At 63.5% G+C, this 11,141-nt stretch carries 7 protein-coding genes and 1 riboswitch; all 7 genes read right to left on the bottom strand.

Features of this window, described 5'->3' with window-relative positions:
- Nucleotides 1–66 precede the first annotated feature (66 nt).
- Nucleotides 67–837: an ABC transporter ATP-binding protein gene (locus ACJO5Y_RS09860; protein WP_406986790.1), complete on the bottom strand. Its 771-nt coding sequence runs from the start codon at nt 835–837 to the stop codon at nt 67–69.
- A complete protein-coding gene (locus tag ACJO5Y_RS09855) occupies nt 837–1,751 on the bottom strand; it encodes a FecCD family ABC transporter permease (RefSeq protein ID WP_406986797.1) in 915 nt (304 codons plus the stop codon). Before ACJO5Y_RS09855 ends, ACJO5Y_RS09860 begins: the two co-directional genes overlap by 1 nt.
- Nucleotides 1,752–1,823: 72 nt before the next feature.
- On the bottom strand, nt 1,824–2,720 hold the full coding sequence (locus ACJO5Y_RS09850; protein WP_406986788.1) for a cobalamin-binding protein: 897 nt from the start codon (nt 2,718–2,720) through the stop codon (nt 1,824–1,826).
- Entirely contained in the window at nt 2,714–6,928 is a 4,215-nt protein-coding gene (locus ACJO5Y_RS09845; protein WP_406986786.1) for a cobaltochelatase subunit CobN, read from the bottom strand. The genes ACJO5Y_RS09850 and ACJO5Y_RS09845 overlap by 7 nt, the downstream gene beginning before the upstream one ends.
- A gap of 22 nt (nt 6,929–6,950) precedes the next feature.
- Complete coding sequence (locus tag ACJO5Y_RS09840; RefSeq protein WP_406986784.1) at nt 6,951–8,882, bottom strand: TonB-dependent receptor plug domain-containing protein; 1,932 nt, start codon at nt 8,880–8,882, stop codon at nt 6,951–6,953.
- Between the two features lie 22 nt (nt 8,883–8,904).
- Nucleotides 8,905–9,117: riboswitch (cobalamin riboswitch) on the bottom strand.
- 11 nt (nt 9,118–9,128) lie between these two features.
- Nucleotides 9,129–10,160, bottom strand: coding sequence for a threonine-phosphate decarboxylase CobD (gene cobD, locus ACJO5Y_RS09835; protein WP_406986781.1), 1,032 nt, complete (start codon nt 10,158–10,160; stop codon nt 9,129–9,131).
- On the bottom strand, nt 10,157–11,098 hold the full coding sequence (cbiB, locus tag ACJO5Y_RS09830) for an adenosylcobinamide-phosphate synthase CbiB (protein WP_406986795.1): 942 nt from the start codon (nt 11,096–11,098) through the stop codon (nt 10,157–10,159). The genes cobD and cbiB overlap by 4 nt, the downstream gene beginning before the upstream one ends.
- Between the last annotated feature and the right edge of the window lie 43 nt (nt 11,099–11,141).

The following is an 11,141-nucleotide window of genomic DNA, read 5'->3' as shown; positions in this document are numbered from 1 at the left end:
CGTACAGGGACGTATTCACAGCGTGTCCCGGAAGGCTGTGCCCGCCACCGGTCGCTACTCCCAAGCTCAAGATTTAACAGGCACAAACACCGGTGCCCCATCCGCTTCCACCGTAATCAATTTCTGGCCATAGAGCCGCTCAAGGGCTGCCGGCACCAACATCCGATCCGCCGGCCCCCAGCAGGCATCACCGTTCGGGTAAAGCAGCAACAGATGATCACACCAACGGGCGGCCAGGTTAAGGTCGTGCAGGCACATAAACACAGAGCGCCCGGCGCGAGCCTGTTCGGTGAGTAACTGCAGTACCGATACTTGGTGATGCAAATCCAGGTGATTGGTGGGTTCGTCCAACAACCAGGTGTCCGGCGCCTGCGTCAGAACCGTGGCGATGGCCACACGCTGCCGTTCGCCACCGGAGAGGGTGTTCACCAGACGGTCACTCAAGTGGCCCACATCCAGTTGTTTCAGCGCTTCCCGCGCAAAGCGCTCATCGTCCCCGGATTCCATCTGCCAGGGCGATAGCCACGGGTGACGACCGATCAGGGCGGTTTCCAGTACCGTGGCTGGAAAGCCGTCCTGTCGTTCCTGAAACACCAGCCCCAGTTGCTGTGAAATCCGCCGACGCCGGAGCCCGGTCAGTGAGTGCTCACCCAGATGAACAACCCCATGTCGCGGCGCCCGCAGGCCGGCCAGGGTATGCAGCAGTGTCGTCTTGCCGGCACCGTTCGGACCCAGCACACCCCACATCTGCCCCGGTTCCACGGTGAAGTCCAGGGGTTGGCCGTCGCCTCGGTCGGGAATATCGATCACCAGTTCTTTTGCCCATAACGGATTCATCAGCGGCTCCGGTACAGCAGGTAAAGGAATGTGGGCACGCCCAGCAGCGCGGTGATAACGCCTACCGGCAGCTGCTCCGGCGCAATCACCACCCGCGCCAGGGTATCCGCCAGCACCAGCAGGGCACCGCCGCCCAGGGCACAGGCAGGCAGGATCAGGCGCTGGTCGTTCCCCAGCACCAGTCGCAGCATGTGGGGCACCACCAGCCCCACAAAACCGATACTGCCGGCCATGGTGACAGCCGTCGCGGTGAGCAGACTGGCAAGGATATAGATCGTCCACTCCAGGGGCCGCACCGCCACTCCCAAAGCAGCTGCCTGCATGGGTCCGCGCGCCAGCACATTGAGGCTGCGGCCGAGCGGCACCACCAGCAGGCACACCAATAACAGGAAGCCCAGAGCCGGCCAGGGCGAACGGGCGTAGGACACGTCCCCCATCAACCAGTACAGCATGCCGGGCAGGCGCTGGGCCGGGCTGATCGCGAGCATCAGGGTAATCACCGCACCCCAGCCGGCGGCCACCACAACACCGGTTAACAACAATCGGGACGGGGTCCAGCTGCCGGTGCCGTGGGCCAGGCCGAACACCATCAAGGTCGCCAGCAATGCGCCGGCAAAGGCCGAACCAGAAATGATCAAACCGCCCAGCCCCGCCAGCATGGCCAACAACGCGCCCACGGCAGCGCCGCCTGAAAGGCCCAACACATAGGGATCTGCCAGCGGATTGCGCAGGAGTACCTGCATCAGCGCCCCAGCCACCGCCAGCAGCCCGCCGGTGGCAAAGGCCGACAGGGTGCGGGGCAGGCGCAGTTCCAGCACCAGGGTTTGTTGCAGGTTACTGCCCTCACCCAAAAGCACCGCCAGCACCTGGTCCGGCGCCACGCTGACACTGCCCGTGCCGACGGACAACACCATGGCCGCCAGGCTGGCCAGCGCCAGGATCAGCAGCGGCTTGAGCAACGGCCGGCTCACCGGTGCAGTCTCCGATCAGCGTTTGGCACGGGCAGTGTCCAGTTTCTGGCAGAACAGTTGTGAACCCTCCAGCATGCGGGGTGTCGGGCGCTGCACCAGGGAGGGTGGGATAAAGTAAAGATTGTCTTTGGCGGTGGCTTCAATACCGGGGAATGCCTCCCAGCGAGTCAGCCAGTGCCGGTTCTCCTCCCCCATACCACCGGCGAGGATGGCTTCGGGGTTGGCGCCGATCACCGCCTCGGGGCTGATCCGAGGCACCAGCCGTTCCAGGTCACCAAACACATTGACGCCACCACACAGGGTGATCACCTTGCCGATCAGGTGTTTATCGTTCACCGTCATCAGCGGTTCGTCCCAGACCTGATAGAACACCGGCACTGGCTCCGCATTACGGTATTGGCGTTCCAGTTTGGCGATGCCCTGGCGGAAACGTTCGGCTTCTGCGAAGCCTGCCTGTTCGGTGCCAGCCAGGGTGGCCAGCCGTTCAATGGTGTGGGACACCGCCTCGAAGGTACGGGGTTCGATGGAGAACACCGGTAACCCGAGGTCTGCCAACGCCTCAAGTTGCTCCGGCGGATTGCCAGTGACCCAGCCAATCACTAGGTCCGGCTGCAGTTCCATCAGCCGTTCCAGATCCATGCGGGTATGGCTACCCACTGAGGGCACCTTGGTTGCAGCTTCCGGGTAGTCGCTGAAGGACACCACCGCGACCACTTTCTCTCCGGCACCGGCAGCCCAGACCAGTTCGGTGGCCCCGGGGGACAGGGCTGCGATACGGCTGGCCGGCTGCTCAAGGCAGACTTCCGTGCCGGTGTCATCGGTAGCACACACTTCCGCAGCAAGAATAGGCGTGTGCCACAAGGCCAGCACGGCTGCGCCGAAGAGCGCCAATGGTCTGGAGACATTCAGCATGAGGTCGTCCGGTTAGTCTGATTCTGGCAATCGTCATTGGCCGCAGCCCCCAGGGGGTAAGACGCCGAGCCACCCTTGCGGGCGGATTCAAAGGCTTCCCGCTGTTGTGGCTCGAGCTGGTCCGCCACCCAGTCCATCAGCGGATGGTCCGGGCGGGTATGGCCGCTGCCGGGCAGGCCATGGTCGATGATATTACCGGCAAAGTCACGGGCCAGGGCACGGCGGGTGAACACATCCGCCTCCCAGAATCCCCGCTTCGCCGCCAGCAACGCAATGGCCTGCATATGGGTCTTGACGTGGACATTGTGCCCATCGGCCAGGAACTCATCCAGACCCAGCCCATGACGATCCTGGAAGTACACTTCATTGATCTCGTCCCACATGCTGGAGCGCAGTACCTGGGGGCTGGTGATCTGCCAGCCCCAGAGGTTGTCGAGGAAATCGCTGCCCATGGTACGGGCCCCGGCATAACCATGCTCCATCAGCGGCGCCAGCCATTGCGGGTTGAGGTTGCGGGCGCGCAGCTCCACCTGCAGGGCGCGCTGAAGCGAGCCCACCCGAGGGTTCTTCGGGTCCGCGTACTGCAGCACCCGGTTCTGCGGGGGCTCGCCGCGCAGGTGTTCCACCGCGTTGGACAGGCCCCCCTGGAAGTCGAAACCGTCGTCGTTATCCAGCAAACCATAGAGATGGCTGGCCCGCCCCAGATAGGTGTGATTCACCGTGTGCAACTGGCGATCAAAGGCCTGGTGAGCGGGTTCACCCTGACTGCCCTTGCCGTAGACGTGGCCCATGCGGCGGCGGTAGGCATCGCCCAGTTGTGACCGGTCCTGCCAGGCGCCAGTGCGGGTGGAAAGACGGTTAACGCCGGCGCCGTAAGACCCCGGTGCGGTGCCGAACACACGATGGGCAGCCTGGGCGCCGGCATCCCGCGCGGAGGCTCCCGCTGCCATCAGCACCCGCGTATCCGCGACCCAGCGGGCCGCGACGCCGTTGACTGCCAGGGGTTCATTACCGCGTTCGCGCATCTCTACCGGCAGATCCGACAGGGCCTGATCCAACGCTTCCACCATGTCCGGGTGTTCCGCTTCAATGGTGTTCGCCGCCCCGGCCAGGGCGTAGCGGGACGCCAGGTCCAGCCATTCCAGCTGGCTCTCATAGAGGTCCCGGAACAAACCGGAGGTGGTAAAGACCACGTTGCGCCGCACCGGGGTATCGGTCTCCAGCCCGGCGGGCAGACGTTCCAGCCCCTTCACGATCCCCCGGCTGTTCCACACCGGGCGAATACCCAGCAGTTTCATGCCGAAGGCGATCATCACCCCTTCGTCCCGCACAGTGTCGGAAGCCCAGAGCACCAGGGCATCGCTCTCGCCCGGCTGTTTGCTGTTGTCGGCCATGGCTTCTTCCGCCAGCTCGGTGGCCAGGGACCAGGCCACGCGGGTCGGAATCAGGTCATCAGACAGAGCATGGAAGTTACGGCCTGTTGGCAGTACTGCCGGGGTACGCAGTGGGTCGTTACCCTGCCCCGGCGCCACAAAGCGGCCATCCAGCGCTGCGAGAAAGCTTTGGCGTTCGGCAGCCGGGGAAGCCTCCAGGTTCTGTCGCCATTCCGCCTCGGGGGTGCCAGCCTTGCCGGCCATGGAGTCCAGCATGGTGTCCACCATGTCTCCACTCCAGTCACGACCGAACACATGCAGCCCCAGGGGCATGAAGTGTTCCTGCATATCGGTGACGTAGTGGCCAGCTTCATGGACCAACAGGTCGGGGGACAACTCATCCACGGAGACATCTTCCACCGCCAGCCCCATTTCGCTGGCGATTTCCCGCTCCAGGTCCTCGCTGATATCCAGTACCTGGATTTTCTCCCGCAGCATATCCAGCGCCCGCTCCCGGGTCGGGCTATCGGGCTCGTTGGCGGACTCCCAGGTTTCCACCAGTTGTCGCAATTCCAACAAGTCATCATAGAGTTCGGTGGCCGCCAGCGGCGGAGTCAGGTGGCTGATCATCACCCCCAGGGCTCGGCGTTTGGCCTGGATGCCCTCGCCCACGCCGTCAACGATGTAGGGATAGATCAGCGGCAGGTCGCCCCCCAGCAGGTCCGGGTAGTCGTCCCCGGTCAGCCCGGCGCGGCGTCGCGGCAGGAATTCCCGGGTGGAGTGACGCCCGACGTACACCAGGGCATCCGCCTGATAGTGATCCCGCAACCAGTGGTAAAAGCCCACGTATTGATGGGTAGGCGGGAAGGTGGTGTTGGCGTGCAGCAGTTCCTCGTCCACTTCCCAGCCGCGCGGTGGTTGCGGGCCGATATAGATGTTGCCGAAGCGCAGGCCGGGGAAGATCAGCCGGTCGTCCACCACCATGGACTGCCCCGGCGCCTCGCCCCAGCCTTTGAGGCCGGGTATGCCGGTGTTGGCCAGCGCATCACGACGGGCCTTCAGTTCATCCTGGTGACCACCCTCGTTCAGCCGACGCTGCCAGAGTGTTTCGTATTCATCCAGCCGGCTCAGGGCGTTCTTGCGGTTGGGGTGCTGGACGTGCTCGATCAAATGGCGCAGGTCGCGGATGCCACGGTTCAGCAGCCCGGTCGCCAGGTCTTTCTCACCCAGGCCATGGGCCTGTTCCAGTCGCTCGTGCAGGTAGCCCAGGGGGCCGTGGGCCATTTCCTGCTGGACCACCGCCGGCAAGGTCTCCAGGTAGCGCCGGTAAGTGTCGCTGTCCATGGAGGCCACCTGCCCGGCCATTTCCCGCAGCGCCCGGGGATCATCCGGCAGGCTCACGCCGCGCTGCTGGATCAGGTCCGTGAGGGCCTCCGGGCTGTCCGGCAGTCGGCCGGTGTCGTAGCCTTCATCCTTGAGCCAGGTCAGCATTTCGTAGAGGGAGGCGGGCACATCCAGGTTGTCCGCACCAATGTTCTGGCGCCCCGGCGGGTGGTTGTAGTAGATGATCGCCACGCGCTTGTCGGCGTTGTCCTTGGCTTGCAGAACCTGCCAGCGCTTCAGGCGATCAGCCACGGCTGCCACCCGGTCAGGCACCGGTTGTGTCAGGGTCAGGGCCACGCCGGTGCGTTCGTCAATCACTTCCGGTTCGGCCGTGGCCAGCACCATGGGCTGACTGACACCCTGGAGTTCCGGCATCGCCAGTTTGTAGTGCACCTTGTCCGCCGGGATGCCATCCACCGACAGTTGCCACTGGTTGGCGGTGCGGGAGGCCAGTCGCAGGCCCTTGATGACCGGCACATCCAGCTGGGTCAGTGCTTCGGTCACCTGGCGCCGGCCCTCACCGCCGCCAATGGTGAAATCCTGCAGGCTGATGATGCCGGACAGAGTAGCCGGCCCAACAGCGTTATCCAGGGTACGTACCGCTTCCAGGCTGGCCCCGCCCCAGCGGGACAATATCGCAAAGCACTGGATATCCCGGGCTTCCAGGGCGGCACAGGTGGCATCCAGCAGGGCCCGGTCTCCCGGGCGGTCGCCGCTGTCCAGATCCAGCAGGGTAACCACGGGGCCGGGTTGCAGCTCCAGATCCCCGGCATCCTCCACGGCTTCCCCGTTACGGTAGTATCGAACCAGTGCCCGCGGTGGTAGGTCGGGCACGGTCAGGTCATGGCCAGCCTGCACCAGCAACCAGCGCAACAGGCCATCCAGATGTTGCGGCGTGCGGCCCTGATAAAGGGCGCGCCCTTCCAGCCAACGTGCTTGTTGCGGAAACTGTTGGCGCAAGGCCGTCCGGTGGGCCTTCACATCAGCTCCTGGCTCCGGAGCTTTCATCAGGTCGTTGAGGGAGGAGGCATCCAGCCCGTCCAGTACCGCCCGGCCTTCCAGCCGGGACAAACGAGACAGGGCACGGTCGCCGTTGACGGCCAGTATCGGAAACGAACGCTCCGCCGTCTGATCCCGAACCGCCTGTTCAAGCCGGCCCACCTGATCGCCGAAGACCGCCGCCAGCAGCAGTGCATCGGCCCCGCCTACCAGCTCATCCAGAGCCTGGTTGTCCAGGGCGGCCAGTTGTTCCGGCGTTCGCAGTACAACCCGGTGATCCGGATTGGCAGCGAGGAACCGCTCCGCTCCAGCGGCCATTTCCGCCGCCGAGCGTTCCGAGACCACGCCAACAACCGTGGCACTGAACGCCGGCATTGAGAGCAGCATTGCCAGGCTCAGGAGAATGGCAAATACCGGGCGGTGAATGTTCCGATCTGGCCGTGTGTTGTTCATACCCTTGCCTCTCCGTGGTCGATCAGATGTCGTAGCGTATGGTCAGCATCGCGGTGCGACCGGCGGCTATGTATGAGCTTCCATCTGAACGCTCCGCTGTGGCGTATTCCCGGTCCAGCACATTATCCACCGTCAGGTTGGTGGTCCAATGGCTGTCAATCTGCCATTTCGCCCGTAGGTCCCAGGTGGTGAAGCCAGCGATGCGGTTCTCATTCTCGGCATCGTCGTAGCGATAGCCCTGCCCCTTCACGGTAGTACCCAGGGAAACCCGGCCAAAGGCCCGGTCCACATCCACCCGGAACTGCTTGCCGCTACGGCGACGAATGCGGTTGTCGGTCTCCTCGTCCCGGGGGTCGATTACTGAGGCGGCAGCCTGCACGGTCCATTCGTCCAGTTCCAGGCCAGCGCTGAGCTCGGCACCCCGGATACGCGCCTCGTTCACATTGAACGGGGCGAAGCGTCCGTCCTTCATGGTGAACACAATCAGGTCATCGGCGTCAGTCTGATAAATGGCCGCATCCCAGTACCAGTAGGCGTACTGCCCGCCAATACCCAGCTCCACGCTGCCAGCGGTTTCCGGCTGCAGGTCCGTGTTACCGAAACCGGGGAAATAAAGATCGTTGAAGGTGGGTGCACGGAAGGACGTGCTGTAGCTCGCCCGGGCCCGATGGTTGCGGTCCAGATCAACGCCCATGGCGACTGCGCCGGTTTCCTCGCGACCGAAGGCCTCGTTATCGTCTGCCCGCAGGCTCAACTGAAAGTCGGTCGGACCGAAGTTCAGCAGGGCCTGACCAAAAATAGCGGCATTCGTGCGGCTCGATTCGTCGTATTCCGTGGTGCTGTCGACCTCATCCACCAGCAGCTCGCCCCCCACGATGTACTCGTGACGACCGATGCTGATCTGGTTCTCCCAGCGGGCGCTGCGGGTCTTGGTGTCGAAGGTGCTGTCACCGAAGGTATCGCGGTTGTCCGATTCGTCGAGGGATTCCGCCAGAAGGATGCGGCTGCGCCAGTAGTCGCTGATGGGGGTGTCCAATCGGAAACCGAGGGTCTGGATGGCGAAGTCGGTGTCACCGCCTTCGAATTCGGTATTGCCCTGGGCGCGCATAAGGACAATGCCCGCCTCGCCGCCGGAGTCAAACTGGTGGGCGACGGATGCAAGGGCGGAGGTGTTACGAAATCCCCTGTCTTCGCCGCCTTCCACGATGGCGGTGCCGTCGGTCTCCAGATGACTTGCGCTCAGACTGTATTTCATCCGGCCTTCGGTACCGGCAGCTCCCGCCAGATACTCCTGGGTATTGAAATTGCCGCCGCCGGCCTGAACCCAACCCTCATTCCCGGTTGGGGCGCTGTGGGTAAAGGCCTGGATTACGCCGCCGACGGCATCGGCACCGTACAAATTACTGCGGGAACCACGCACAATTTCCACCCGCTCAATCATCTGCGGCGGGAAATACTGCCAGGCGGCACTGCCGCTGGTGGCGGAGCGCAGGCGCACGCCATCCACCAGAAACACGGTGGATTCGCTGCCGGTACCCCGGGTGTACACACTGGTGTTCTTGCCGAAAGAGCCATTGCTGGTGATGTCCAGGCCCGGCTGACCTACCAGCAGCTCCTCGAAAGTCTGGGGCTGCAGGCGTTCGATGGCCTCGTTATCGATCACAGTGACAGAGGAGTCGCTTTCGCCCCGGGTTTTCGGGCCCAGGGTCGCGGTGACCACAATCGGGTCCAGCGTGGATTCGGAAGCTTCATCCCCCAGAGCGGGCTGGGCTGTGATCAACAGGGTTGCCGCAGACAGGGTAACGGTCGGTAGTGCGTACTTCATCTCAACGTCCTCATACTCGTGCACGCCCGCACGAATGGATTGGGTAACGACGTTGGGGCAGGCAATCGGGTAACGGGAGAAGAAGCAGGTGGTCGGGGAGCGTCCAGGTCGGGTTGGAGTAGCCGGCACCTGCCACACTGTCGCCCACCGCAACGTCTGGCAATTCCAGGCCGGTCTCCGGGCTTATGAGCGGTCTGCCTCAGGCAGACCCGGGTAATCGCCTTCCCATACCCTCAGGGGCACAGTGGCGCATTCGATCACCGTTAACTCAATTACCGTTGCGGGGGCAGCGCCGGACTCTCACCGGCTTCCCGTTTCACCCCTGTGTCGCTTTGCACGGGGCACCTGAAAAAGTGCGGCAAGGCTAGCAATCGGTTAACGATTGGTCAATGACATTCGGCAAGCCGCCAAAGCCTGCGCCAGCCGTTCCCACTCCGCTTCGGATCCGGGCAGTCCCAACCGCACGGCCGGGGGCTGATCAAACCGGCGCACGAGGATGCCCTGCCCGGCCAACGCCTCTGCCAGTTTTACCGAACGTGGGTGCTGAACATAACGAAACAACAGGGTTCCCCTGGAGCCATCCAGACCACGGGCAACCAGGAGCCGTTCCAGCCGCTGACTGTCCGCCAACAATCGTTCAGCAGTAGCGGCTTGCCACCGATCATCCGCCAGAGCCTGACGCATCACGTAACGCGCAGGGCCACTGACTGTCCAGGGGCCGATCGTGTTCCGCAGGCGTTCAGCCAGTCCCGGCCCGGTCAGTACCGCGCCAGCCCGCACACCCGCCAGACCAAAGAACTTACCGAGAGAGCGCAACACCACCAGACCGTCCCTCCCGGTCCCAGACCCCAGGCTCAGCTCCGGACAGCCGTCAACAAACGCCTCATCGATAATCAACCATCCGCCCCGGCGTTGCAGCCGCTGGTGCCAGCGCAGCAGACGCTCCGGTTCGACGGTCTCTCCGGTGGGATTGTTAGGGTTGATGCACACCAGCACATCCAGATCGTCCAGCCAGGATTCGTCCTTACCGGTCACCTGTGTCCAATCCAGGCTGACCACCTGATGACCGGCACAGGACCAGCTATGACCGTGCTCCCGGTAGCCGGGGCTGGGAACACCGACACGGCACGAAGGGCGCAACCGGGGCAATGCCATGATTGCCTCCTGGCTGCCAGCCACCGGCACACAGGCGGCGTTATCCGGAGCGCCCGCCCACTGCCGCAGGTGGGCTTCCAGACCATCATCCGGCTCCGGCAACCGCTGCCAGACCTCCGGCGGCAGATCCGGCACCGGCCAGCCCAGGGGGTTGATACCGGTGGACAGATCCAGCCACTGCTCCCGGGGAATGCCCCACCGCTTTACCGCCGCGTTGAGTCGTCCGCCGTGTTCCGGTGGTGTCATGGTCATATCCCTACGCTCCACAGAAGGCCCGCCACGGCAAACAAGGCAAGCACGCCAAGCCACAGCCAGACACCCATCCACACCAGGCGGAGCGCACCGTCCACTGTGTCCGCGCTGGCCGCCGGCCCCTCTCCCAGAACCGGTCGCTGTTTTACGCCATTCGCATAAGGCGAAGGACCACCCAATGACACCGCCAGGGCTCCGGCACCGGCGGCCATCACCGGCCCGGCATTCGGGCTGTCCCACTGAGGGGCCTGGGTCCGCCAGCAACGCCAGGCCAGGCGGGTGTTGCCAAGCAAGGCATAGGTCAGTGCAGTCAGACGGGCGGGCACCCAATTCATGACATCATCCAAGCGGGCGGCCACCCGCCCGAAATACAGAAACCGTTCATTGCGATAGCCCCACATGGCGTCCAGCGTGTTCACCATTCGGTGCAGCAATACCCCGGGAATACCCGCCACCAGAAACCAGAACAAACTGGCAAACACCGCATCCGCCCCGTTTTCCAGCATGGATTCACTGGCCGCCGCAGCCACACCCTGTTCATCCAGCTCGCTGGCCTTGCGGCTGACAATCCGGCCAACCTGCTCCCGCGCGTTTTCAAGGTCACCACTATGCAACGCATCCGACACCGCCTGACCGTGTTCCGTCAGCCCTCTGATCGACAGTGCAAGGTACAACACCAAAGTTTGCAGCAGCAGATACACCCATCCGTTCAGCGTCCATCGCAATAGCTCGGCCACCATCAGCACTGGCAGCACTATGATTAATACGCCCAGCAGCCCCAATGATATTGACCGACCTTTATGCATCGGAGACCGGTTCAACCACCGTTCCACCAATCCCACCAGACGTCCGAACCCTACCAGCGGATGCCAACGGCTCGGTTCACCGAGCAAGCGGTCCAGTAGCACAGCAAGAAGGCAAACAATCACAGAGAAAATAAAGGCATCCAAATCGAAGTATCTCTTCAAATAGGCAACACCC

It is taken from the genome of Marinobacter alkalisoli (assembly GCF_045449855.1).
In the GTDB taxonomy this organism is placed as follows: domain Bacteria; phylum Pseudomonadota; class Gammaproteobacteria; order Pseudomonadales; family Oleiphilaceae; genus Marinobacter.
This window is presented reverse-complemented; position numbering and strand designations above follow the sequence as displayed.